22 protein-coding genes are annotated in these 22,824 nt (G+C 65.2%); 13 read left to right on the top strand and 9 right to left on the bottom strand.

Translation table 11 applies throughout. The features are described 5' to 3' along the window. Positions 1–22 precede the first annotated feature (22 nt). Both KVF90_RS08075 and KVF90_RS08070 read right to left on the bottom strand, forming a co-directional pair. Complete coding sequence (locus tag KVF90_RS08075) at positions 23–481, bottom strand: hypothetical protein (protein WP_264394333.1); 459 nt, start codon at positions 479–481, stop codon at positions 23–25. Then, on the bottom strand, positions 474–959 hold the full coding sequence (locus KVF90_RS08070) for a group III truncated hemoglobin (RefSeq protein ID WP_264394332.1): 486 nt from the start codon (positions 957–959) through the stop codon (positions 474–476). The genes KVF90_RS08075 and KVF90_RS08070 overlap by 8 nt, the downstream gene beginning before the upstream one ends. Positions 960–1,040: 81 nt before the next feature. Between KVF90_RS08070 and KVF90_RS08065 the strand changes: the two genes are divergently transcribed. Together KVF90_RS08065 and KVF90_RS08060 are read left to right on the top strand one after the other, a co-directional pair. Next, the gene (locus tag KVF90_RS08065) at positions 1,041–1,502 is read left to right on the top strand and encodes an RrF2 family transcriptional regulator (RefSeq protein ID WP_264394331.1); all 462 of its coding nucleotides are present in this window, start codon (positions 1,041–1,043) and stop codon (positions 1,500–1,502) included. Positions 1,503–1,681: 179 nt separating this feature from the next. Next, positions 1,682–2,506, top strand: coding sequence for an SDR family oxidoreductase (locus tag KVF90_RS08060; RefSeq protein ID WP_264394330.1), 825 nt, complete (start codon positions 1,682–1,684; stop codon positions 2,504–2,506). A gap of 131 nt (positions 2,507–2,637) precedes the next feature. On the opposite strand, the gene KVF90_RS08055 is transcribed toward KVF90_RS08060, so the two are convergent. Continuing rightward, positions 2,638–2,934: a 4a-hydroxytetrahydrobiopterin dehydratase gene (locus KVF90_RS08055; protein ID WP_264394329.1), complete on the bottom strand. Its 297-nt coding sequence runs from the start codon at positions 2,932–2,934 to the stop codon at positions 2,638–2,640. 63 nt (positions 2,935–2,997) lie between these two features. On the opposite strand from KVF90_RS08055, the gene ccmA reads away from it, so the two are divergent. The 3 genes from ccmA to KVF90_RS08040 are packed head-to-tail and all read left to right on the top strand — an operon-like array spanning position 2,998 to position 4,924. Continuing rightward, positions 2,998–3,615: a heme ABC exporter ATP-binding protein CcmA gene (gene ccmA, locus KVF90_RS08050; protein ID WP_264394328.1), complete on the top strand. Its 618-nt coding sequence runs from the start codon at positions 2,998–3,000 to the stop codon at positions 3,613–3,615. Further along, positions 3,612–4,262: a heme exporter protein CcmB gene (locus KVF90_RS08045; protein ID WP_264394327.1), complete on the top strand. Its 651-nt coding sequence runs from the start codon at positions 3,612–3,614 to the stop codon at positions 4,260–4,262. Before ccmA ends, KVF90_RS08045 begins: the two co-directional genes overlap by 4 nt. 38 nt (positions 4,263–4,300) lie before the next feature. After that, complete coding sequence (locus KVF90_RS08040; RefSeq protein ID WP_264394452.1) at positions 4,301–4,924, top strand: hypothetical protein; 624 nt, start codon at positions 4,301–4,303, stop codon at positions 4,922–4,924. Positions 4,925–4,976: 52 nt separating this feature from the next. On the opposite strand, the gene KVF90_RS08035 is transcribed toward KVF90_RS08040, so the two are convergent. The 3 genes from KVF90_RS08035 to KVF90_RS08025 all read right to left on the bottom strand — a co-directional run bounded on the left by KVF90_RS08035 (position 4,977) and on the right by KVF90_RS08025 (position 7,007). Then, positions 4,977–5,279, bottom strand: coding sequence for a GIY-YIG nuclease family protein (locus KVF90_RS08035; RefSeq protein ID WP_264394326.1), 303 nt, complete (start codon positions 5,277–5,279; stop codon positions 4,977–4,979). A 67-nt stretch (positions 5,280–5,346) separates the two neighbouring features. Next, positions 5,347–6,174 carry a type I methionyl aminopeptidase gene (map, locus tag KVF90_RS08030; protein WP_264394325.1) on the bottom strand — a complete coding sequence of 276 codons (828 nt, stop codon included), beginning with the start codon at positions 6,172–6,174 and terminating at the stop codon, positions 5,347–5,349. Positions 6,175–6,206: 32 nt separating this feature from the next. Beyond that, a complete protein-coding gene (locus KVF90_RS08025) occupies positions 6,207–7,007 on the bottom strand; it encodes a DUF4163 domain-containing protein (RefSeq protein ID WP_264394324.1) in 801 nt (266 codons plus the stop codon). Positions 7,008–7,189: 182 nt separating this feature from the next. Here KVF90_RS08025 and KVF90_RS08020 point away from each other — a divergent pair, with 182 nt between their 5' ends. The 7 genes from KVF90_RS08020 (at position 7,190) to KVF90_RS07990 (ending at position 16,884) form a co-directional block, all read left to right on the top strand. Further along, the gene (locus KVF90_RS08020; RefSeq protein ID WP_264394323.1) at positions 7,190–8,572 is read left to right on the top strand and encodes a leucyl aminopeptidase family protein; all 1,383 of its coding nucleotides are present in this window, start codon (positions 7,190–7,192) and stop codon (positions 8,570–8,572) included. A gap of 111 nt (positions 8,573–8,683) precedes the next feature. Beyond that, on the top strand, positions 8,684–9,046 hold the full coding sequence (locus KVF90_RS08015) for a hypothetical protein (protein WP_264394322.1): 363 nt from the start codon (positions 8,684–8,686) through the stop codon (positions 9,044–9,046). 4 nt (positions 9,047–9,050) lie between these two features. Next, positions 9,051–9,989 (top strand): N-acetyl-gamma-glutamyl-phosphate reductase, encoded by a 939-nt coding sequence (gene argC / locus KVF90_RS08010; protein WP_264394321.1) that lies wholly within the window; start codon positions 9,051–9,053, stop codon positions 9,987–9,989. Positions 9,990–10,188: 199 nt separating this feature from the next. After that, positions 10,189–10,527, top strand: coding sequence for a P-II family nitrogen regulator (locus KVF90_RS08005; RefSeq protein WP_054119870.1), 339 nt, complete (start codon positions 10,189–10,191; stop codon positions 10,525–10,527). Positions 10,528–10,602: 75 nt separating this feature from the next. Continuing rightward, positions 10,603–12,012, top strand: coding sequence for a type I glutamate--ammonia ligase (glnA, locus tag KVF90_RS08000; RefSeq protein ID WP_264394320.1), 1,410 nt, complete (start codon positions 10,603–10,605; stop codon positions 12,010–12,012). A 146-nt stretch (positions 12,013–12,158) separates the two neighbouring features. Next, on the top strand, positions 12,159–13,118 hold the full coding sequence (locus KVF90_RS07995) for a calcium/sodium antiporter (protein ID WP_264394319.1): 960 nt from the start codon (positions 12,159–12,161) through the stop codon (positions 13,116–13,118). A 190-nt stretch (positions 13,119–13,308) separates the two neighbouring features. Continuing rightward, the gene (locus KVF90_RS07990; protein ID WP_264394318.1) at positions 13,309–16,884 is read left to right on the top strand and encodes an autotransporter domain-containing protein; all 3,576 of its coding nucleotides are present in this window, start codon (positions 13,309–13,311) and stop codon (positions 16,882–16,884) included. Positions 16,885–16,959: 75 nt separating this feature from the next. Here the strand turns inward: KVF90_RS07990 and KVF90_RS07985 are convergent, their stop codons facing one another. Beyond that, entirely contained in the window at positions 16,960–17,616 is a 657-nt protein-coding gene (locus KVF90_RS07985) for a hypothetical protein (RefSeq protein WP_264394317.1), read from the bottom strand. After that, a complete protein-coding gene (locus KVF90_RS07980) occupies positions 17,613–17,819 on the bottom strand; it encodes a helix-turn-helix transcriptional regulator (RefSeq protein WP_264394316.1) in 207 nt (68 codons plus the stop codon). The genes KVF90_RS07985 and KVF90_RS07980 overlap by 4 nt, the downstream gene beginning before the upstream one ends. A gap of 220 nt (positions 17,820–18,039) precedes the next feature. On the opposite strand from KVF90_RS07980, the gene KVF90_RS07975 reads away from it, so the two are divergent. Beyond that, positions 18,040–18,603, top strand: coding sequence for a lysozyme (locus KVF90_RS07975; RefSeq protein ID WP_264394315.1), 564 nt, complete (start codon positions 18,040–18,042; stop codon positions 18,601–18,603). Here the strand turns inward: KVF90_RS07975 and KVF90_RS07970 are convergent. Beyond that, positions 18,597–22,811, bottom strand: coding sequence for a translocation/assembly module TamB domain-containing protein (locus tag KVF90_RS07970; RefSeq protein WP_264394314.1), 4,215 nt, complete (start codon positions 22,809–22,811; stop codon positions 18,597–18,599). The two genes, KVF90_RS07975 and KVF90_RS07970, sit on opposite strands and share 7 nt — an antisense overlap. Between the last annotated feature and the right edge of the window lie 13 nt (positions 22,812–22,824).

Here is a 22,824-nt window from a genome sequence, read left to right as displayed (position 1 = left end):
CCTTCCTCTGCGGGTCTGCCGTTCACGTGGCGGCTCCGCTGGCGATGATGATGACCGATGCAGCCACGCCAAACAAAGCTACTGCGCCCGGAATGACGAGAATCTGCCCATAAGCAGCTTTGCGGTCCATCGGGCCGCACCACGTTTCGAGGACACCCTTGCTCTCGAGCGGTGACCGGTCACGCGCGGGATTTTGCCGCGCCATGACCGCCGCGACCCCGAAGAACACGGCTGCATAGAGAGCCGACACCACGATCGAGAACATCGCCATCCCGCCCGAACCCAGCGCCGTCGTCATCGCCAGGAAGAAGATGCCGTAGCAGGCAAGCATGGTCCGCCAGACCCGCGAGGGCAGCTCGAAGCCGCGTTGCTCGGGCTGAACACGGTGCGGCGCTTCGGGCGCGGCGGTGACTTCGGGCAGAATGTCATCAAGCCTTTCGGCTTGTGCATAATCGCGCTGGACCTGTCTTGCTTCAAACATGGGGAAGTGCCTCCTTGGTCATCGCTCCCGCCACACCGTCGCGCGCGACGTTGATGCCGGTGAGCAGGCTTTCTGCAATCATGCGCGCGCGCTTGCCGACGTGTTCGGACGAGCGCGGATCCTGAGCCATCTGCTGCAAATTGGCGTAGAAGAGCTCAAGCCAGCGAATGAAATGGCGGCGTTCAAGGCCAGGAATGGCGATGTGGCGAGCCATCGGATTGCCGGAGAATTCGCCGCTATTGTGCAGGATTGAACGCCAGAACTGCTTCATGCGCGCGAGGTGCGGGGGCCAGTCGGAAACCCGCGCAGCGAATATCGGGCCAAGCAGATCGTCCGTGCGGATTGCTGCATAAAATCCGTCGACCATGTCGGAGATGAATCTTTCGTCGACGCCTATGGCTTCGGCCTCGCACCGCTTGATCTCGCGGGCCCGCAAAACGTGGGCGCGGGCTTCAGGGGATTGTGCCGGTGCAGTCATGGGGCTCGACTCGTATATATGTATCTCAAATACCCATTTAGCTCGCTTGCGGGAAATATCAATATTTGATATGCGTATTTTATGCAGCTGACCCTCAAGACCGATTATGCGCTGCGCATCCTGATGGCGCTTGCCGCCACCGACGAGGTGCTGTCGGTCGAATGGCTGGCCGCGCATTACGGCATCTCGCGCAATCACCTCGCCAAGGTCGCGCAAGCGCTGACCACCGCCCAGCTCGTCACCACGACACGCGGCCGCACTGGCGGGATGCGGCTTGCCCTGTCGCCGGAGGAGATCAATGTCGGGGCCGTTGTGCGCCGGTTTGAACGATTTGAAGGCTTCGTTGCTTGCATGGGCGGGGATCAGCCGTGTCCCATTGATGGCGTATGCGGGCTGAAGCCCGCGCTGGGAGGTGCTTTGGAAGCCTTCCTGACCCACCTTGATCGCTTTACGCTGGCAGATATCACGCGCCGATCCGATGCCATCCGTGCCCGGCTTCAGCACGATGTCTCGCAATCAGAGCTTCGCAGCTTCGGTCACTGATCCAGAGAGGCTGATTAGCTACTGCAAACAGAGGGGGACGCAGCCCTGATGAGATCAGATATGAGCTCGGTCACAGTCGGGCGGGGAAGCATGACCGTGAGTTGTTGCGCCGGAGCCTGCTGACAAGTGTGTCAGTCCGTTCTAGGCAGGTTGCAAATAGCAATGGGAAAGGGATCGACATGGCAACGCAAAACAATTCGGTGCGCAGCATCTTCATCACCGGCGGCGGATCGGGCATCGGGCGGGCGACCGCGCTGTACTTTGCCGCGCGCGGCTGGTTCGTCGGGGTGGCCGACATCAACGAAGCAGGCATGGCCGAAACGCTCGGGCAGATCGCGGGTGAGGCCAAGTGGTCGGGCCGGCTCGACGTGCGCGACCGCGCGGCTTGGGACGAGGCGCTGGCCGCCTTTGCTGCTGCTGCGGGCGGGCGGGTCGATGCCCTGATCAACAATGCCGGGATCGGCACCGGAGGCCCGCTGGCCGAACTCAGCAAGGAAGAGATCGACGCCTGTCTCGACATCAATCTGCGCGGGGTGCTGTATGGCGCGCAGGCGGCCTACCCCTACCTCAATGCCGCTGGACCGGGATCGGCGCTGGTCAATATCGCCAGCGCGGCCGGGCTGACCGGCGGCAGCGGCATGAGTGTTTACAGCGCCACCAAGTTCGGGGTGCGCGGGATCGCCGAAAGCCTTGATGCCGAATGGGCGGCGGACGGGATCAAGGTCTCCTCGATCTGCCCGAGCTTCATCGACACCCCGCTGCTCGACGGCACCGGCAACCGCAACACCAACGAAAACATCCGCACCCGCGTGACCGCCGCCGGACTGGAGATCACGCCGGTCGAGGAAGTGGCCGCGGCGATCTGGAACGCGGTCCACGGCGAGGAGCTGCACTATCTGGTCGGCCCAACCGCCCGCCGCCTCGCCTTTGCCAAGCGCTGGATGCCCGGCAAAGTCAGGAAGCAGCAGCGCGCCGCCGGGCGGCAGGGGCTACTGGGGAAATGATCTAGGCGCAGACAGAATTGGTCAGCGCTGGAACGGACGCGACAGCGACCGCAAGGCCGACTGGCCGCCCGCAGCGATGCGGCCGTCAGGCCGCGTGAGCGAGGACATCGCGCGCCGGAGGGCGTGCGCAATTACAAGGCGTCAATCGCCTGCGCCATCACCGCATCGCGCTGCGACAGCCCTCCGCTCGCGCCTGCATCATGGGTGGTCAGCGTCACCTCGACCTTGGCGTAGACGTTGAACCACTCGGGGTGGTGATCCTGCGTCTCGGCGAGCAGGGCGACGCGGCTCATGAAGCCCCAGGCCTCGGAGAAATCCCTGAACTGGAAGGTGCGCGTGATCGCCTTGCCCTCTCGCGTGAGGCTCCATGCGGGGTGCTGGCCGAGCAGCTGTGTGATTTCCTCGGGGGTGAGTTCGGGGACAGACATGGGGCACTCCGGCATAAGGGGTCGCTTGTTTGCGGGCCGCCTTTTCCCTAACGCTGGGGGCCAATGCAAGCGCCCTCGCCTTCCCTCACCGCCGATAATCTCGCCTGCCGCCGCGGCGACCGGTTGCTGTTCCGGCGGCTGTCCTTCGCGCTGGAGGCAGGCGCGGCGTGCCATGTGACGGGCGCGAACGGTGCGGGCAAGACAACGCTGATCCGCGCGGTGGCCGGGCTGACGACGCCCTATGCTGGCGAAGTGCGACGAGTGGGCGCGTTGGCGCTGCTCGACGAGCGCACCGGCCTTGACCCTGCCCTGCCGCTGGGCCGCGCGCTGGCGTTCTGGGCGCAGATCGACCACGTCGGCCACCTCGCGCTGGAGACTTGCTGCGACCGGCTTGGCCTCGGCAATCTGCTCGAAGTGCCGGTGCGTTACCTTTCGACGGGACAGAAAAAGCGCGCTGCCCTCGCCCGGGTGCTGGGGCAAGCCGCGCCGATCTGGCTGCTGGACGAGCCGCTCTCCGGCCTCGACACTGCCTCGCAGGGCCTCGTCAGCACGCTTGTGCGCGAGCATTGCGCCAGCGGCGGCATGGCGCTGATCGCCTCGCACCAGCCGCTTGATGTGCCGGGAATGACGAGCTTCGCGATCGAGGACTTTGCCCCCGCCGGACAGGGGGAGGAGGCATGATCGCCGCGCTCCTCAAACGCGACCTCGCCCAGTTCTTCCCCTTCACGGGAAGCGGCGCGGCGCTGCCGGTGGTGTTCTTCATCGCCGTCGCCATGCTGTTCCCGTTTGCAGTCGGGCCGGACGCCAATGTTCTCGCCAAGACCGGCGGCGGGGTGGTGTGGATCGCCGCGCTGCTGGCCGCGATCCTGCCGCTGGAAAAGCTGGTCGCGCGCGACATTGAACTTGGCTTTTTCGACCAGTTGAAGCTGCGCGGCATGGCGGAAGAGGCGATGATGGCGGTGCGGCTGATCGCCCATTGGCTGAGCTTCGGCCCGCCGCTGGTGCTGGCGACCTTCCCCGCCGCAGCCCTGCTCAAGATCGAGGGCGAGACGTTCCAGATCCTCCTCCTCGGCCTGATCGCGGGGACGCCCGGCCTCGCCGCCATCGGGTTGATGATCGCCGCGCTGACCGCATCCCTGCGCGCAGGAGCCGCCTTGTCCGGCCTGCTGCTGATCCCGCTTGCCCTCCCCATCCTGATTTTCGGCGCAGGCGCGCTCGCCCGTCAGGATCAAGTCAGCCTCGGCTTCGTTGGGGCGATAAGCCTCGCGCTGGTGGCACTCGCTCCGTTTGCCGCCGGAGCCGCGATCCGGGCGGCAAGGGAGAATTAGTGCGCGCACCTGAGTCTCACGTCAGAGCCAACACATTGATGGGCAATATCGCGCTGGGGCTGCTCGGCTTCACGCTGTTTGCCTTCGCGCTGAAAGCCATCGCCCACCCCGAGGTGCAGGCGCGCTACACCCCCATCGTGGTGTTCCACGCGCTGAGCATGATCGCATGGCTGACCCTGCTCGCCACCCAAGCCTTCGCCGCCGCACGGTTCAAGCTGGCGGCCCACCGCGCCACGGGCCGCGCCTCGATCGCGCTGGTGGGCGCGATGCTGGTGAGCGGAGCGGTGATTTCATGGCGCATCGGGCTGGAACTCGGCCGCCCCGAGGTGACGGTGGTGAACCTCGCCGCCTTTGCGACCTTCATCCCGCTATACTTCGCCGCGCTCCACTTCGCCCGCCGCCGCGACATCGCCGCGCACCGTCAGGCAATGCTGATCGCGACGCTGGCGCTAATGACCCCCGCCTATGCCCGCGTGGTACAGGTGCTGGGCCTGCCTGATCCAGTCGCGATTGGGGTGCAGGTGCCGATTACGGTGCTGGTGTCGGCGGGATACGACTGGGTGCTGCACGGGCGCGTCACGTGGCCGGTGGTGGTGATGCTGGGGTTTTCGGTAGGGCTGGTGGTGGTGATGAGCGCGGTGCTGGCGGTGTTGTTTTTGTGAGGATCGCACCCTCCTCGTCTCCCCGGCCTTGAGCCGGGGCCCCGCTTCTCCCTTAATTCAGGATGTCCTCAAACAAGTCACGCCAACCGGGATTGGCCTTTTCAATCAGCGCGAATTTCCAATCCCGCCGCCAGCGTTTGATGCGCTTCTCCTGATCCATCACGTCCCGCATGGTCGGGAGAGGTTCTGCCCAGACCAGCCGCGTCAGGCCATATTCGGCGCAGAACTTCGAGCCTTGCCCTTCGCGATGTTGGGCGACCCGAAGCGCCAGATCGGCGGTCGATCCGACATACGTTGTGCCGCGATAACGGTCGGCCATGATGTAGACCCAGCCGCCATGTTGTTCGCGATCCATGCTCTGAGGAAAGAAGAAGCGGGGCCCCGGGTCAAGCCCGGGGAGACGTGAAGGTCAAGCTGCCCCGCTAAACATAAGGCGGGCAATCCCGCCCCGTCGGGCTCTTGGTGAAGATCTCGTTCCCGGTCTCGGTAATCGCAATCGAATGTTCGAACTGCGCGGACAGCGACTTGTCGCGCGTCACCGCGGTCCAGCCGTCGCCCAGCACCTTGGCCCAGGGCTTGCCGAGGTTGATCATCGGCTCGATGGTGAAGAACATCCCGGGCTTCAGCACCGGCCCCGTGCCAGCCTTGGCGGCGTGGACCACTTCGGGGGCGTCGTGGAACAGCCTTCCCAACCCATGCCCGCAGAATTCGCGCACCACGCCGTAGCGGAACTGGTTGGCGTGGGCTTCAATCGCCGCGCCGATGTCGCCCAGTCGTGCGCCGGGCTGTGCCGCCGCGATGCCGAGCATCAGGCATTCATAGGTCACTTCGACCAGCTTCTTGGCCTTCAGCGACGGCTCACCGGCGTAGAACATGCGGCTCGTATCGCCGTGCCAGCCATCGACCAGCGGGGTCACGTCGATGTTGAGAATGTCGCCATCCTTCAGCACCTTGTCGCCCGGAATCCCGTGGCAGATCACGTGGTTGATCGAGATGCACGAGCTATGCGCATAGCCGCGATAGCCGAGCGTCGCGGGGACCGCGCCGGCATCAAGCATCATGCCGCGGATCGCATCGTCGAGCGCGCCGGTGGTCACCCCCGGCCTCACCATATCGGCGCAGGCGTCGAGGATTTCGGCGGCGAGCTTTCCGGCCTTCCGCATCCCCTCGAACCCGGCGGGGGTGTGGAGCTTGATGGAGCCGTCGCGGTAGACGGTCTGATCGCCGTCAACGAGTTGGTAATCGTGCATGGCGACTACATAGCGACTGCGGGCGCAAAAAGCTACTTTCCTAGAGCAAAAGCCGCCTTGTATTCGGGTTTGACCGCCGCAAGTACCTTGGGCGTGACGGGGAGCGTCACCTCGTAAGAGCCTTCGGCATAGGAGCCCGCCACATAGGGCGCGGCCAATAGGCCGATGCGATTGAAGCGCTGCTTGTCCGACGAGCCGACCAGCACCGTCAGATCGGCAACCGGCGGGCAGCCGAAGAAGCCATCATCGCTGTAGTCCTCGCCGAGCTTCTTCTGTCGCTCTGCGCCGAGCTTCCTGCACCATGCCTTGCCGACTGCGTCCTGCAAGGCTGCGGGTGACCGGAACATCGCCTTGGGATCAATGGCGCGGTTGGCCTCGCGGTCCCACACCAGCGCATCGAAGGCGTAATTGCCATGCGCGCCGCCCGAATAGTCATACCAGCTGGCCGACAGCGAGAGGAATCGCGGGAGGTTGGCGACCACGTCCCAGGATTTCTCGAAATCGCGGTTGACGCAGCTGATGCAATCGCTGTCGCCGAATTCGGCAAGGGCGCTTTGCCAGTCGGACTTCTGTTCGGCGAGCATCGCGTCGCGTTCGGCTGTCAGGCGGGCAGCAAGATCGGGGATGGCGGCAACCGCGGCGGGCCAGGAATAGCCAAAGGTGCGCTTGGCCTCGCCCTGTTCGGCATTGTCGGTGAAGGTGACCATCGGGCCCGAAGCAGGAGCTGCCGGGGGCGCAGGCGGCGCGGGGGCATCAGCCGCGACCTTGCCGGACGCTTCGGCTCCGGACTTGGCGGCAATCTCGGCGGGTGCGGAGCAGGCTGCCAGAACCACCGCCAGCAGACCCGCGCCTGCGCGAAGCAGAGGGGTGTCAACGCGGCCTAGACCCCCCTTAGACCCCCTCCAGACCGCCTCTTGCCCTTGTTTCACGCGAAACATTGCGACTGCCATGGCGCTCTCCCTGACGTATCCGAATCTGCTGGTGACATCGGTGCTGCGGCGATTATGGAACAGGCATGAGCGAACCCAAAGCATTGATCCGCCCCGACCGCGGCGAAGACGCCGTTGCCATCCATCTGGTGAACAAGGAAGGCTTTGAGGTCTTTGCCAAGGGGCTGACAGCCGGACAGCGGGCAAGCCTTGCAGGGCAGAAATTCGAAGGCGGCGGATATCAGGTGGCGATCGTTCCCGAGGGGGATTCGTGGTTCGCGGTGGGGGGTGTCGCCAATCCGGAGAGCCTTTCCAGCTGGTGCCTCGCCAAGCTCGCGGAGGAATTGCCCGAGGGGGTTTACCGCGTGGCCAATGCGGAACCCGGCCCGGCGATGTTCGGGTGGGTGACCGGGCAATACCGCTTTGGCCGCTACAAGAGCGAGGACAAGGCGCCGGGCCCCCGCGTGCTACTGACCGGGCAGGCCGGGCAGATTGATGGCTATGTGGCTGAAGCCGAAGCGGAATGCATGGTGCGCGATCTCGTCAATGCGCCCCCTGAGGACATGGGCCCTGCCGCATTGGAAGCCGAATGCGAACGCCTCGCCAAGGCGCACAAGGCCGAGCTGACCGTGGTGCGGGGCGATGCTCTGGAGCAGGACTACCCGATGATCCATGCCGTTGGCCGGGCGGCGGCGCGGCATCATGCGCCGCGGCTGATGCACCTCGTCTGGGGCGATCCGTCGCACCCCGTGCTGGCGGTGGTCGGCAAGGGGGTGTGCTTCGACAGCGGCGGATTGAACATCAAGCCGGGCGCGGGGATGCGGCTGATGAAGAAGGACATGGGCGGTGCGGCGCACGCGCTGGCGCTGGCGAGCCTTATCATGGGCGCACGGCTGAAGGTGCGCCTGCATCTGCTTGTTCCGGCAGTGGAAAATGCCATATCCGGAGGCGCCTTCCGCCCCGGCGATGTGCTCAAGAGCCGCAAGGGCCTGACGGTCGAGATCGACAACACCGATGCCGAAGGGCGCCTGATCCTCGGCGATGCGCTGACCCGCGCTTCGGAGGAGAACCCCGATCTGATCGTCGACTTCGCCACCCTGACCGGCGCGGCGCGGGTCGCGCTGGGGCCGGACCTCCCCGCCCTGATGGCGCGCAAGGACGAGACGGCGGACGCCTTCCTCGCCGCGGGCAAGGCGAATGACGACGCCGCCTGGCGCCTGCCGCTGCACGAAGGCTACCGCGAATACCTCGCCTCGGACGTTGCCGACATGGCAAACTCCGCTGCGAATCCCTTCGCCGGGGCAAGCGTCGCGGGGTTGTTCCTCGACCGCTTTGTCGCTGACGGCATCGACTGGGTGCATTTCGACACCTTCGCCTGGACCCCCTCCCCCAAGCCGGGCCGCGCACGCGGCGGGCGCGGGCTGGGCCTGCGCGCATCGTGGCACGCGATCCGCGCCCGGTATGCCTGACGAGCACAGGGGCCTGAGCTTGCTCCTGAGGCGACTTGCCGCTAACGGGCCTGCCACGCCGCGCCGTGGGGAGAAGACGCGGCTCTAACGAAGAAGGCTGTCGGAACGCACATGAGCGGCGCGGAGCGCAAAGATACGGATTACGCGGTGCCGGCAGGCGTGCTGGGTCTCAAAGGCCCGGTGGAAAAGCCCGCGCCCGGCACGCTGCCGCTGCGCGGTGATCTGGCGCATATCGCGCTCGCTGGCACGCATCTGGCTGCGCATTACGTGATCCCCCATGTCCGCGCAGTCGGCGCAGCGGGTGCCGGACTGCGGCTCAACCCGCGCGCCGATGCCGACGTGTTCACGACCCTCGCCGCCGGAAGCCGCTTCGAACTGCTCGATGTGGCGGGCGAATGGGTGTGGGGCTGTCCGGGTCCGCAGGGGCCGAGCGGATGGTGCCGGGCGAGCGATCTCGCCACTTCGGAAGCCTGAGAGAATGGCGATCCGCCTGTTCATCGACGGTGCGGCAGGCACCACCGGCCTGGAAATCCGCGAGCGGTTGCAAGGACGTAGCGAGTTCGAATTGCTGGTGTTGGACGATGCCCAGCGCAAGAACGAAGCCGCCCGCCGCGACGCGCTCCACGCCGCCGACATCGCGATCCTGTGCCTGCCGGATGAGGCCGCGAAGGAGGCCGTGAAGCTGGCGGAAGGGTCGGACACCCGCATCATCGACGCCTCGTCCGCGCACCGTGTGGCCGAGGGCTGGACCTATGGCTTTCCCGAGTTGATCGGGCGCGAGACAATCGCCAATGCCCAATTTGTGAGCAATCCGGGGTGCTATCCGACAGGCTTCCTCGGGCTGATCGCGCCGCTGGTGCGGATGCGCCAACTCCCCGCCGACTGGCCCTATACCGTCAATGCAGTGAGCGGTTATTCGGGCGGCGGCAATGCGCTGATCGACCGGTTCGAGGCTGACTCGACAATCGCCTTTCGCGCCTATGGCCTGACCCTTGGTCACAAGCATCTGCCCGAGATGCAAGCCTATGCGCGCCTTGCTCACCCGCCGGTGTTCTCGCCCAGCGTGATCCCTGCGCATCGCGGGATGGTTGTCGATGTACCGCTTGCGCTTGGCGCTATGCCGGATGTCCAGCAGATCGAGGCGATGCGCGAGACGCTGGCGGCATTTTATTCCACCGGTCAGGTCATCGTCGTGCACGGCCCAAACGAGCCGCCCGGCGAATTGCTTCTCGATGCAGCCAGCGCACCGTGGGATGGTATGGAACTGTTCGTGTTCGCCAATTCTGACGGCAGCCAGGCCCGGCTGATCGCCCGGCTCGACAACCTCGGCAAGGGCGCATCGGGCGCTGCGATCCAGAACCTCAACATCATGTGCGGCCTGCCCGAAACCACCGGCCTTCGCCTCGACCGTGCTTAAAATTTAGGCAAGCCCCGATCATATGCTGTGCACCATTGCGCAGTGCACCATAATCTTGCTAACCGCACCTCATCGGCGAAAGACATCCCCACCCTTGAGTCTTCAAGCAGCAAGGATCGTTCGCAGCCACCACCTTAAAGCTTGGCACGGTTCTTGTTAAGAATCGGTCAGCAATCAGCCAAGCGCGGATGGGGACGACGTGAAAAAGATCGAAGCGATCATCAAACCCTTCAAACTCGACGAGGTGAAGGAGGCGCTGCATGAAATCGGCGTGTCCGGTATCACCGTTACCGAAGCCAAGGGTTTCGGACGCCAGAAGGGCCATACCGAACTCTATCGCGGCGCTGAATATGTCGTCGACTTCCTGCCCAAGGTGAAGCTTGAAGTGGTCGTCGCCGACGATCAGGCCGAACGCGTGGTCGAAGCCATCGCTGCCGCCGCGCAGACCGGTCGCATCGGCGACGGCAAGATCTTCGTTACTGCGATCGAGAGTGCGTTGCGCATCCGCACCGGCGAAACCAACGACGACGCGATCTGATTTCCCCCTCTCCAGCCTGCCGAAGCGGCGGGTCGGCCAGAAACACACCGCCATAATATCCGGAGGCAAATACCAATGTCGAAAGCTAAAGACGTCCTGAAGAAGATCAAGGACGAGGAAATCGAGTGGGTCGATCTGCGCTTCACCGACCCCAAGGGCAAGTGGCAGCACCTCACCATGGTCGCCAGCATCATGGGCGAAGACGAGCTTGAAGACGGGTTGATGTTCGATGGTTCGTCCATCGCCGGCTGGAAGGTCATCAACGAATCCGACATGATCCTGAAGCCCGATCTCACCGAGACCTGGGTCGATCCGTTCAGCGCCACCCCGATGCTGATCATCAACTGCGACATCGTCGAGCCTTCGACCGGTGACTGGTACAGCCGCGACCCGCGTACGACGGCCAAGCGCGCCGAAGTCTACCTCAAGTCGACCGGCATCGGTGACACCGTGTACGTCGGCCCCGAAGCCGAATTCTTCATGTTCGACGATGTGCGCTTTGAAGACGGCTATGCCGGCTCGGGCTTTGCGATCGACGACATTGAACTGCCGGGCAACACCTCGAAGGAATACGAGGGCGGCAACATGGGCCACCGCCCGCGTGCCAAGGGCGGTTACTTCCCGGTCGCGCCGGTCGACAGCGCTGTCGACATCCGCGCCGAGATGGTTTCGACCATGCTCGAAATGGGCCTGCCCTGTGACAAGCACCACCACGAAGTCGCCGCCGCCCAGCACGAGCTGGGCCTGACCTTCGGCACGCTGGTGCAGACCGCCGACCGCATGCAGATCTACAAGTATGTCGTCCACCAGGTCGCCCATGCCTATGGCAAGACCGCGACCTTCATGCCCAAGCCGATCAAGGCCGATAACGGCTCGGGGATGCACACGCACATCTCGATCTGGAAAGAAGGCAAGCCGATGTTTGCCGGCAACGAATATGCCGGCCTGTCGGAGACCTGCCTGTACTTCATCGGCGGCGTCATCAAGCACGCCAAGGCGCTGAATGCCTTCACCAACCCGACCACCAACAGCTACAAGCGTCTGGTGCCGGGCTTCGAAGCGCCGGTGCTGCTGGCCTATTCGGCGCGCAACCGTTCGGCATCGTGCCGTATTCCCTATGGTTCGGGCGACAAGGCCAAGCGCGTGGAATTCCGCTTCCCCGATGCGATGGCCAACCCCTACCTGTGCTATTCGGCGCTGCTGATGGCGGGTCTCGACGGGATCGAGAACAAGATCCACCCGGGCGAAGCCATGGACAAGAACCTCTATGATCTGCCGCCGGCCGAACTCGCCGAAGTGCCGACCGTCTGCGGTTCCTTGCGTGAAGCGCTCGACAGCCTCGCGGCTGATTACGAGTTCCTGCTGAAGGGTGACGTGTTCACCAAGGACCAGATCGAAGCCTATGCCGAGCTGAAGTGGGAAGAGGTAATCCGCACCGAAACGACCCCCTGCCCGGTCGAGTTCGACATGTATTACTCGATGTAATCTGGCCGCAGGGCTAAAGGATCGGGGGCGGGAAGAGCAATCTTCCCGCCCCTTTTTCGTGTTCATCAGCAGCACTGCGCCGCACGCTTCATTTACTGCCCGCCCTCCTCTGGTTAGAGGCTGCGTGCCGCATTGATGGAGAACCCATGACCGAATCGATCCTGCTCATCGCCGGGGGCCTCGTCCTGCTTGCCATTGGCGGCGAATTGCTCGTTCGCGGGGCGGTCGGCATGGCGGCGCGGCTTGGCATTTCGCCACTGCTCGCAGGTCTTACGATCGTCGGGTTCGGCACCTCGACTCCCGAATTGGCGACAAGCGTGCAGGCCGCGCTGGAAGGATCTCCGGGAATCGCGATCGGCAATGTCGTGGGATCGAACATCGCCAACATCCTGTTCATTCTTGGCCTATCGGCAGTAATCCTGCCGCTCAACGTCAATCCGGCCTCCTTCACACGGGATTCGATTGCGTTGGGCGGTTCGGCCTTGCTGTGTGTCGGGGCAGTATTGCTCGGCGTTCTCGGCCTGGCCACCGGCGTCGTGCTGCTGGCGTGCCTCGTCGGTTACGTGTGGTGGGCCTACAAGTCCGAAAGCGCCGCACCTTGCCCCGAAGCCGCGCGACATGAGGCAGAGGCAGCCGATCGCCCCGTTCCGCCGGGGACCGGCCCGGCGGTGTTGGCGGGCATGATTGTCGCCGGCCTCGTCGCCGCAATCTTCGGGGCAGGCTGGCTGGTTGACGGCGCAGTCGTTCTGGCCAGCGCGGCGGGCGTGTCGGAAAGCGTGATCGGCCTTACGGTCGTCGCTGTCGGCACATCGCTGCCCGAACTGATCGCCTGCATCGTCGCGGTATTGCGCAAGCATGAGGATGTCGCGCTGGGGAACATTGTCGGCTCGAACATCTACAACATCCTCGGAATTCTGGGCATCACGTCGATCATCAAGCCGATCGAGGTTCCGGCCGAAATCGCAGGGTTCGACATCTGGGTTATGCTCGGCGTCACCGCGCTTTTGATCGTGCAATTGCGGAGCGGGTGGCGTTTGTCGCGGCTTGAAGGCGCTCTGCTGGTCGCGCTTTACGTGGGCTACACGGTGCTTCTCGCGATGCGATGATACGCCTGTATCTGCGAACTGTTGAAGTAATCGAATATTGCAGACCGCCATCTGCTCCAATCTGATGCATCAATGACACGCATGAGCGAAATATTCTTTCCCGATTGCCTTGCGTGTTCCGCAGGTTAGTGTGCGACCGACCGCGCTGTGTCGCGGGCATTTGGTTCAGGTCGCAATTGCGGGGAAAATTATGAACAAGCGTGATCGCCGGGGTCGTCCGGCATTGATGACTGGCGTGGCATTGGCAGGTCTGATGCTGGGTGCAGGAGCTGCCAGCGCGCAGTCAACCTTGGCTGTCAATTCGCCGCCGCGCCTCAGTATCGATGGCTTGGAAGATGCGCCCCATGGCGGACTCGTGCTCGATCCCAATCAGGTCGAAAACGTGGCCCACGCCTCGGGCCCGGCCATCGGAGTCACATTCGAGAGCTATGTCGGACAGGAAACGATCGAGGAGCCCCAGGTCGTCATCTCGCAGCCCGGCACGCCCACCACCGCGCGCGATCCGGCCAATATCACCGGCATAGGCCAGATGATCGTCGCGGTTCCCAACGGCCAAGGCGGCTTTGGACTCGGACTGTGCACCGGCTCGCTCATCAATCCGCGCACCGTGCTGTTTGCGGCGCACTGTGTGAACAGTCGCCCCGCCACCGCCTACGGCGCAGAGTCGGGTGGGCTTGCGATCAGCTTCGGCTTTAACACCGCCAACAACACGACCCAGCCGGGCCAGCCGGCGGGCACATCGCCGCTGCTCAACTGGCTGTTCGGCTCCACGGCGCAGAACCGCGCGGCCTTCACCACCAGCACAAACGAGTTCTTCTACTCCGTCAACGGGCTGGTCTATAACCCGCTCTCGCTCGACCCCGCGGCGGCGGCCACGCCGGGTGGGCCGGGCTTCCTCTTCGGCGACGTAGCGATCGCCTCGCTCGACACGCCCGCACGCAATGTCCCGACCTGGGCGCTTCTGCTTTCGGCACTTACGCCGCCGACACAGATCACGGCAGCCAACGGCACCGGCTATCATGTCACGATTGCCGGATATGGCCGCAATGGGATCGGCACGACGGGCGATACGGGAGCAGTCGATTTTCGCCGCCGGATTGCGGAAAACTGGCTGGGTGCACTCACTTCGTTGAACGTCCGCGACACGGCCATTTTCGGAGGTTTCAGCGTCAACCGGCCGCAAAACCTTTACTGGACCGACTTCGACGATCCGCGTCGCGGCACGACGGCGGCGACGCCCTTCGACTTCAACCTGTTTCGCGACAACGCGCTGCCGAATGAAGGCATCACGGCGGGCGGGGATTCGGGTGGTCCGCTGATCCTTGACCGCACCTTTGCCCAGCAGGTGGTGATCGGTGTATTGTCCGGTGGCTCACGCTTCTTCCCCCAGACGCCTACTTCGTCGTACGGAACCGCCTCGTTCTACCAGCCGCTCTATCTCTACTGGGACTGGATCGCGCAGAACAACCCCTACCGCTATGTCGGCGCGGCGGCCGGTAACGGCAATTGGGAAGATGCCTCGCGGTGGGTTTCTTTGCAGGATCCGAATTACTTCATCATCGGCCCCAACGGGCAACTTGTGAACGGTGTCCCGGCCGCCCCTGGCGAGCAGAACCTGGGCACTTCGGGCCAGTTCGGCCAGATTTGCACACAGGGCGCCGTGGCCGGTGCCATCGGGTTGAACAACTGTCTTGATCTTCGCACCAACACCATCGTGCCCACACCGGGCGGGATCGGCAGCTCGGGCGAAGCGACCCTCAATGGGTCCGTGGGTAGCGGCACGCAGAACAGCAACAACCTCGGCTCGGCGATGATCAACGCCGATGGATCGATATCGACCGATACAGCGCAGAATGTGGGCGCCGTCTCGGTGCTCCCGGCAGCGACCATTGCCAATGGTTTACCGGGTGCGACCGGCTTCGTTCCCAACAACACCGCGGGTAACCGCTTGCAGGGCGTGCTGCCGCGCTACTTCGACGTGACGCTGAGCAACAGTGGTCTCACCACTCTGAGTAGCAACGTGACGATCGACCGGCTGACGCTGCGCGGCCCTGCCGGGCTGGGCATCGCCAGCAACGGAACCCTGACCTCGCTGATCGACATCACGCAGGCAGGCGGCACGATGACCGTCAACGGCCGCCTCAACTCGGTGGGCGATTACACGGTGCTCGGCGGCTTGCTGCAGGGCACGGGCACGATCGCCGCGCCCTTCGTCAATAGCGTTGCGGGCACCATCGCGCCGGGCACCATCGGCACCACCGGAACCCTGTCGATCAACGGCAATCTGGTACTGGCTTCGGGGACGCAATATCTGATCGATGTTGCCGGCACCACGTCGGACCGTATCGCGGTGACCGGGCTGGCAAATATCGGTGGTCAGGTTGTCCTCGGGAATGGTGTGACCGGTCAGGTCAACGGTCTCGGCCGTCAGTTCACCATCCTGACCTCCACTGGCGGGGTGACGGGCACCTTCACGGCCCAGAACCTGTCGGCACTGCTGAGCCAGCGGTTCACCTATCAGACCAATGCCGTCCTGATGGAGATCCGCGCGGCGAGCTACTCCACGGTGATCGATCCCACCAATCCGGTGCAGGCCGCCTATGCCCAGCTGCTCGACCAGAACCGTTCCAATGCGGCGCTGGCCTCGCTCTACGGGCTCGACTTTGCTTCGGTTGATTCGATCCGCAGCACCTTCACGGGTCTGGCGCCGGTGAACGAACAAGCGGTCCGTTCGATCGCTGGGCAGACAGTCAACCTGCTCCAGAACTTCAACGATGCGCGCCTGCGCGAGGCTGACAAGGACAAGGCGGGCGGCAAGATCGCCATCACCGGTCGTCCGCTGGAGCTTGCACAGATGAGCCTGGCTCCGGCGCTTCAGCCGATGGGCGGTGCGTTGATGGGTCTGCAGGACGGCGAGACCGAAGTGACCGAGGCGAACCTGCCCGAGAACGTCGCGATCTTCCTTGCTGGCGGTTTCATCAATGGTGACACCGGCGATCTGCCCGGCTTCACCAGCCAGCGCGAGATGGAAGGCTACAGCATCTCGGGCGGGATCGAGTTCTACCCGGGCGAGAACACCATGCTCGGCCTGTCGGGGTACTTCAACTCGATCGAAGCCGGTACCGCGCTCGGCCAGCAGGTCGACAGCGAGACCTATGCCGCCTCGCTCTACATGCGGCACAAGTTTGCTGGCGGGCCGGTGATCGACGGTCAGTTCAGCATGGGCAGCATGGGCTTCGACACCCAGCGGCAGGTGCAGATCCTTGGCGGCACGCAGACACTCGAATCGTCGTCGGACGATCTGCTTGTCTCGGGCGCTCTGGGCATCTCTTATGACCTCGAAAGCAGCATCGGTACGATCTCGCCGGGTATCGAGGCGCGCTACGCCAGCGTTGATCTTGCCCGCTTGCGCGAGAGCGGCGGCACCGTCGCCCTCGCCATCGACCGCGAGAGCTTCAAGAGCACCCAGGCGCGGTTCGGCTTCGATTACGAGAAGCAGGGCAAGATGTTGGCAGTGAACGCCACCGCACAGCTGGTGTGGGAGTTCGAGGATGGCCCGCAGCTGCTGGGCGCGAACTTCGTGCAAGGCACCGGGCCGAACGCCAACTTCGTGCTCGAAACCGCTGATCACACCTGGGGCGAATTGGGCATCAATGCCACCTTCGGCACTGGCCCGGTACAGATGACCGCCGGGATCGACACCACCATCGGCCGTGACAACGCCGATGCACAGGTGGTGCGCGTCGGGGCGAACTGGCGCTTCTGATCCGGCGATCAGGCCAGCAAAAAGGGGCGTCCGCCACACGGCGGGCGCCCCTTTTGTATGGGCCGCTTATAGCGTTCAGCGGAGCGCGAGCATCCCGCGGCGGCCAACCACGATGAAACTCGCCACCAGCACCAGCACATAGAACAGGCTCAGCAGATCGAGCGGCGCGGGCGCATCCACATAGCCGAGATGTGCGAGCATCGCCCACAGGCCGACGACCAGCAGAACCAGACCATAGCTGAGCGAACCGGCCTCAAGATTGACCGCACGCATCAGCTCGTCCGAGGCGCGATAGATCAGCACCGACAGCCCCGATCCGATCACCAACCCACTCGCACCGATCGCCAGCGCCATTTCCTGCGGTACAGGACCATCAGGCGCGGCAAGTGCGAGCGCCATCAGGCTTGCACCCCACAAGGCCATTGCCCAGCCTGACAGGCTCAGCACCTTCTTCTGCTCGCGCAACTCGTCAGCGTCCTCGACGTTGAGGAACCGTGCGCCCAATTGCGGACTGGCTGTCCCGAAGGCGATACTGGCCCCGATGACGACATAAAGCACCCCGATCAGCGCGGCGATGGTCGCTGACGCACTCAAGCCACCAACCGCCGAACTGTCGATGAAGCGCATCACCCCGGCACTTGCCGCAAAGCCCGCTACTCCGCCGATCGAGGCAGGAATAAGCAGTTTGCGCACCCAGCGCGGCATGGTGGAGGACTTGTCTTGGGTCATCATGCTTCAGGCTCCCAATGATCGATAAACAGCTCCGGCACTGCCACCTCGAACAGCCGCGCCATGCGCAGCGCCAGGGGCAGCGAGGGATCATACTTGTCGGTCTCGACCGCGTTGATCGTCTGGCGCGACACGCCGAGGCGGCGGGCGAGTTCACCCTGACTCCAGCCCTTGGCCTCGCGGTAGTGTTTCAGACGGTTTTCCACTGTGGCCGGACCCGTAAGTTGATGAAGTGCATCAAGAGGCCATGTGCGCCTGAACGATCTTGCACCGCGCTTGACAAGAGCTCTTTACAGACAAGAGCTCTTGTCAGTCAAGAGCTCTTGTCTGTAAAGAGCTCTTGTCATCCCGCGCAAGAATCCGTTTTCCTACTCGCGTGCGAGCTGCCTAATTGCCGGGCCTCACCCGCTTCAGGAGGCCGCAGCCATGCCCTACCAGCCATCCACCCCGCTTTTCGCGCTGATGCGCCGTCTGGCCGCGCTGCCTGCCAGCCTGACCACCCCGCCCCAACAGATCGGGGCCAAGGGCACCGCGCTCGTCAAACGCTTCGAAGGCTGCGCGCGGCTGCGCACTGACGGGATGATCGAGGCCTATCCCGATCCCGGCACCGGCGGCGAGCCCTGGACAATCGGTTGGGGCGCGACCGGGCGCGACACCTTCAGCGGCGGGCGGATCGGCCCTGGAACCCGCTGGACGCAGGCCCAGTGCGATGCGCGCCTTGCCGAGGATCTCGCCCGCTTTGCCGCCGAGGTCGCCGACGCGATCCGCGCCGCCCCCACCACGCAGAACCAGTTCGATGCGCTGGTAAGCTTCCACTACAACACCGGCGCCATTGCCCGCGCCACGCTGACGAAGAAGCATGTCGCAGGCGACCATGCCGGGGCCGCGCGCGAATTCGCGCGCTGGAACCGCGCAGGCGGGCGCGTGTTGAAAGGCCTCGTCCGCCGCCGCGCGGCGGAAGCGGAACTGTATCTCAGCCCCGATCAATAATCCCGGCTGACCTGCACCAGCACCGAATCGCGTCCGATGGTCGAGACCGTGCCGAGCAACGCGAGCCAGCTTGTGATGCGGTATTCCACCTGCGTGGCGCTGTACCCGCGCCCGTCGGTGACCAGTTCGACATAGATGTTGCGGGTGATGTTCTTGCCGATGGCGATGCCCGTGCCGCGCCCGATCAGCGGGTCGGCGCTGACGATCCGCAGTTGATCAAGCCCGATCGAGCGGCGCAGCTTGCCAATCGGGTCAAGCCCCCCGCCCCCGCCCTGCAAGGCCGCCAGCGCCGCCGCCAGCTGCACCGCATCGGTTGCCGATAGCGAGGTCACCGATCCGCCGAACAGCAGCCGCGCAAGGATCTCCTCCTCGGGCAGAGCCGGGTCGCTGGAGAAGGCAATCGCGGGTGACTGGGCGTTGCCGGTAATCGCGATATCGACATTGGTGCCGTTCTTCGAGGTTTCGGCAAGCACGTCGAGGCGCGGATTGATCGGCTCGCCCACGTCGAACAGGATGCGACCGCGGGTCAGTTCGAAGCGCGTGCCGGCAAAGGTGTAATCGCCGCGCACCAGCCTTGCTGTGCCGCCGATGCGCGGATCGGAAACTGTCCCGCGCAGCGCAATATCGACGCCCCATTCGCTGTCCAGCCCCAGCCCTTCGACCGCGACCCGCCCCGGCGCGGAGGCGTTGACGAGGTAACGCCACGCCGCATCGCGGCCCGAAGCCTGCGTGCGGCTGCGCCCTTCATCATCATTGATCTCGCGCGTGGCGATGCGCGGCAGGGCATTATCCTCGGCCGCTATGCCAAGCGCCCACCTCGCCCGATCAATGGTCACGCGCCCGGCGATGGTGCCTCCCAGTCCGTTGGACACGATCCGCAAAGGGCCGGTAATCGTCGCCTGAAGCCCGTTGGCATCGAGCAGCCGCGCGTCCTTCACCGCAGCGCGCAGATCGATGGCGGGGCCGCGTGCGGCGCTGATCTGCGCCAGATCGACCGTGCCGCTGCCGCTGATCGTACCGCCGCCCGCCGTCTGCCCGGCAAAGCGGACCAGTTCCAGCCGCGATCCGGCAAAGCGCCCGCGCGCGGTGACATTGGTGACACGGGTACCGGTCAGCGAACTCTGCACTGTCAGATCATCGCTGGCGAGCGTTCCGGTGATCCGGGGATCGGCAAGCGTCCCGGTGGCCCGCGCAGCGATCCGCACCGGCCCGGCAAGGTCAAAGACCTCGATCGCGGCGAGCCGCCACAGCGTTTCGGCCGCACCATCGAAGGCGAGCCGCGCATCGAGCCTCCCGCGCAACAGCCGGTCGGTCAGCGCGCCATCCTGCCCCAGCCCGCCGATGCGCAGCGCCAGATCGCCGCGCCGTGCGTCGCCTTCGAACAGGCGCGCGGCCGAGGTGAGGCGGTCTGCGCGCAGATCGACAACGCCGAGCACGTTGATGGGCTTGGAGGACAGCACCAGACCGGCGCGGCTGAACCGGTCGATCCGCCCGCGCGCGCGCGCCGTAGGAGGCTCGCGGCCCGCCTGACGGTAATCGATGACCCCGGTGAGCCGCCCGCCAAGGCCAAGGTCTGCGCCCGCCAGATCGAGCAACCGCAGCGGCATCCGCGCAAGCTTCACTTGGGCCTGCGTGGTACCGCCGCCAAAGCTGCCCTCGGCAATGGCAAAGCCCCCGCCGAAGCCGACCTGCGTGGGCGCGAGGCTCCAGCCGCCATCCTCGTTAGCGGTCAGCACCGCACGACGCGGCATGGTGATCGGCGCGTTGCCATATTGCCCGCGCGCGACAGCCGCGATCTGGTTCGGCGCGACATCGGCATCGAAATTGAGCGCGAACCGGTCTGCCCGCCTGCCGGAAACCGTACCGGTCACCTTGCCGCGCCCGTTGTTGATCGCCGCCTTGGCGGTGAGATTGGCAAGGCTCAGCCCGCCATATTCGAACCCGGCGGCGGTGATGTCGGCATCGACGCTGGTGTTGCCATCGGCATAACGCCCCGTTGCGGCGATATCGGCGCGGGCGATGCTGATCGGGGTCGCGCCGCCGAAGCTGGCATTGCGCGCCGCAAGATCGACCGCAAAGCCGATGACGCCATTGCCTTGCGGGCGGAAGGCGAGCGTGCCGTTGACCCCGCCCCCGGCGAGCCTCAGGTCGCCTGCAACGCCGGCATCCTCCAGCACCACATCGCCGGTGATCGTGGTGCGATAGACATCGAGCCGGTTGATCGCGATGCGCGTGGGCGCGTTCTCGGGCAGGAACAGTTCAAGCGCGCCGTCGAAATCGCCGAGCAGCGATCCACCCGCAATATCCAGCCCGAAGCCTTCCTTGCTGGGCGCGAGCGCGATGCGCACGTCCTTGAGGCCCGCCGCGGGATAGGGATCGGCCAGTACCAGCACAGCGCGCGGCCCATCACCTGCAATCTCGGCATCGAAATGGAACGGGCCATATTGCGTCTGCCGCCCGCTGCCCGAGAGGACGGTTCGGGTGACGCCGCCTCCGGTCACGACCTTGCTGTCGAGCTGCGCGGTGAGGCGCGGCGCGGTGATTGTTGTGTTGCGCAGGATGATCGGCTGGCCTGCGCCCATGCCAAGCTCACCCTTGAAGCGCACCTGCTCGCCCGCAAGGTTGACGATGGTGGCGTTGCCGATGCGGCTGAGCACGCCTGCCAGATTGGCGCGCAGGCTCCATGGCACCGAAGGGCCGAACATGGCGAGGATCTTGGCATTGGCGGTGACTTCGCCCGCACCGTCGACCCGCAGGCGGCTGGCCGTGACCGGACCGGCGATGGCGTAGGCCCCGGCGGGGATATCACCGCGAAGGCTCAACGTCGCCTCGGCCCCGGGGAAGGTGATCAGGGTGCGATCGGCCGCGAGACGCTGGCGATCGAAATCATAGGTCAGCATGCCGCTGGCCCTGCCCTTCACCAGACGCGGATCGGCTTGCGGATTGCCGGTCGTCACCCGCTCCGCCGTCAGCGCCAGCGGCAGCGACAGCAACGATCCTTCCAGTCGCGCGCTGCCCAGCTGCGCGAGGCCAGTGGCGGTGATGCCCGATGCGGTCAGGCGGGTGACAGCGATTTCGTGCTTGATCGCCAGATCGTCAAAATCCCCTGCAAGGTTGGCGACCAACCGCCCGCCCTCGATCCGCAGCGCCTCGCCCAGCAGGTCGGGATCGCGCAGGGTCAGCCGCACCCGCGCCCCATCGACCACATTGTCGGCCAGATCGACCACGCCGCCCGCGCGCAGATCGATCGAGGGAGAGATGGCGGCGGCACGGCCCTCGATCACGCTGCTTTCAAGCCTGAAGCTGGCGGCCAGCGATAGCGCCTCGCCCAGCGCGCGCGCCGTCAGGGTCTCGTCGCCGAGCCCGGCGCGCAGGCGGCCGAGCACGCCGTAAAGCCCCGCATCATTGGTGATGCGGAAGGCTGCGACCGGCCGCCCTGTGCTACCGATCTGCCGTGCTACCGCCGCACCGCGCCATTGCGCCCATGTGCCATCACCCACGATCCGCGCGGTGTAGCCCGCCTCCAGGCCTGCCAGCCCCGCCAGCACGCCGCCTGACGGAGCGAGGTAATCGCCTTCCAGATCGAAACGGTCGCCATCGGGCTCGGCATCCAGCAGCACGGTGATGCGGTCCTCCGCCCCCAGCCGCGCCTTGGCGTCGATCAGAACCCGGCCCTCGCGGATATCGACCTTAGCGGTGAGGTTGGCGCGCTCGTCGCGCGGGGTGGCAAGGCCCCGAGCGATCACCAGATCCTCGACCACCAGCTTGTCCACCCGGATATCGAAATCGGGCAGCAGGGGCGCGTCGGGATCGCCGGGGAGGAGTTCAGGCAGCCGCGTCAGCCGCCCGCGCCTCGCGGTCACTTCGCGGATGTCGAGCCCGCTCCACAGCCAGTTCAGCGGCCGCCAGTCGAGCCGCACTTCGGGGATGGTCAGGAACGCGCCCTTGGGGTCGCTTACCACCACGCGGCGCAGCACCGCCTGCCCATAGATATCGCCCTCGATCCGCCCGACGGTGAAACGCAGGCCCGATGCGGGCGCGGTGGCGGCGATCTGGTCGGCGATGAAGCGCTTGCCGATCGGGGTCGCAAAGAACAGCGCGCCCAGCAGGAAGGGTGACAGCAGGATCGCCAGCGCCCAGCCCAGCCGCTTGCCCCAGCGCCGCCGGGCGCTGCGCGGCGCGGCGGGCGCGGTGTCGGGTTGGTCCATCACCCCCTCGGCC

The organism is Porphyrobacter sp. ULC335, from assembly GCF_025917005.1.
GTDB lineage: Bacteria > Pseudomonadota > Alphaproteobacteria > Sphingomonadales > Sphingomonadaceae > Erythrobacter.
This window is presented reverse-complemented; position numbering and strand designations above follow the sequence as displayed.

What these genes read in the sequence shown, in the direction of transcription:
- KVF90_RS08020 (WP_264394323.1), top strand. Translation starts at nt 7,190, where the DNA reads ATGAGCGAACCCAAAGCATTGATCCGCCCCGACCGCGGCGAAGACGCC.
- KVF90_RS08015 (WP_264394322.1), top strand. Translation starts at nt 8,684, where the DNA reads ATGAGCGGCGCGGAGCGCAAAGATACGGATTACGCGGTGCCGGCAGGC.
- glnA (WP_264394320.1), top strand. Translation starts at nt 10,603, where the DNA reads ATGTCGAAAGCTAAAGACGTCCTGAAGAAGATCAAGGACGAGGAAATC.
- KVF90_RS08045 (WP_264394327.1), top strand. Translation starts at nt 3,612, where the DNA reads ATGATCGCCGCGCTCCTCAAACGCGACCTCGCCCAGTTCTTCCCCTTC.
- KVF90_RS07970 (WP_264394314.1), bottom strand. Translation starts at nt 22,811, where the DNA reads ATGGACCAACCCGACACCGCGCCCGCCGCGCCGCGCAGCGCCCGGCGG.
- KVF90_RS07985 (WP_264394317.1), bottom strand. Translation starts at nt 17,616, where the DNA reads ATGATGACCCAAGACAAGTCCTCCACCATGCCGCGCTGGGTGCGCAAA.
- KVF90_RS08055 (WP_264394329.1), bottom strand. Translation starts at nt 2,934, where the DNA reads ATGTCTGTCCCCGAACTCACCCCCGAGGAAATCACACAGCTGCTCGGC.
- KVF90_RS08035 (WP_264394326.1), bottom strand. Translation starts at nt 5,279, where the DNA reads ATGGATCGCGAACAACATGGCGGCTGGGTCTACATCATGGCCGACCGT.
- map (WP_264394325.1), bottom strand. Translation starts at nt 6,174, where the DNA reads ATGCACGATTACCAACTCGTTGACGGCGATCAGACCGTCTACCGCGAC.
- ccmA (WP_264394328.1), top strand. Translation starts at nt 2,998, where the DNA reads ATGCAAGCGCCCTCGCCTTCCCTCACCGCCGATAATCTCGCCTGCCGC.
- KVF90_RS07990 (WP_264394318.1), top strand. Translation starts at nt 13,309, where the DNA reads ATGAACAAGCGTGATCGCCGGGGTCGTCCGGCATTGATGACTGGCGTG.
- KVF90_RS07975 (WP_264394315.1), top strand. Translation starts at nt 18,040, where the DNA reads ATGCCCTACCAGCCATCCACCCCGCTTTTCGCGCTGATGCGCCGTCTG.
- KVF90_RS08040 (WP_264394452.1), top strand. Translation starts at nt 4,301, where the DNA reads ATGGGCAATATCGCGCTGGGGCTGCTCGGCTTCACGCTGTTTGCCTTC.
- KVF90_RS08075 (WP_264394333.1), bottom strand. Translation starts at nt 481, where the DNA reads ATGTTTGAAGCAAGACAGGTCCAGCGCGATTATGCACAAGCCGAAAGG.
- KVF90_RS07995 (WP_264394319.1), top strand. Translation starts at nt 12,159, where the DNA reads ATGACCGAATCGATCCTGCTCATCGCCGGGGGCCTCGTCCTGCTTGCC.
- KVF90_RS08070 (WP_264394332.1), bottom strand. Translation starts at nt 959, where the DNA reads ATGACTGCACCGGCACAATCCCCTGAAGCCCGCGCCCACGTTTTGCGG.
- KVF90_RS08060 (WP_264394330.1), top strand. Translation starts at nt 1,682, where the DNA reads ATGGCAACGCAAAACAATTCGGTGCGCAGCATCTTCATCACCGGCGGC.
- argC (WP_264394321.1), top strand. Translation starts at nt 9,051, where the DNA reads ATGGCGATCCGCCTGTTCATCGACGGTGCGGCAGGCACCACCGGCCTG.
- KVF90_RS08065 (WP_264394331.1), top strand. Translation starts at nt 1,041, where the DNA reads ATGCAGCTGACCCTCAAGACCGATTATGCGCTGCGCATCCTGATGGCG.